1 protein-coding gene is annotated in these 317 nt (G+C 37.2%); it reads right to left on the bottom strand.

Going from position 1 to position 317, the window contains the following annotated elements:
* On the bottom strand, positions 1-317 hold a 317-nt coding region (locus FUA24_RS00015; RefSeq protein WP_148539555.1), incomplete at both ends, for an ABC transporter permease subunit.

Below are 317 nucleotides of genomic sequence, written 5' to 3'. Positions count from 1 at the left end.
GCGCCTGCTAACATGGATGCAAACCAACCTGAAATGGCCGTAACCACTGGATTCATTGCGTTTTTTATAGCATGTTTTTTTATAATTTGAAACTCGCTAAGCCCTTTTGCTCTAGCGGTTCTGATATAATCTTGATTAAAAACTTCTAATAATGAATTACGCATTAACTGAATAACTACCGCTAACGGCCTAATACCTAAAACCACTGCTGGCAACACCAAATTTTTCCATTTTATATGCATGGCTTCACCAAAATCATCTAGCTCATAAAGGCTTCCTGTCATTTCTAAATTGGTATACTCATGTAACACAAAGCC

It is taken from the genome of Seonamhaeicola marinus, assembly GCF_008085455.1.
Note: the sequence above shows the minus strand (reverse complement) of the source record. Positions and strands in the feature narration are given on the sequence as shown.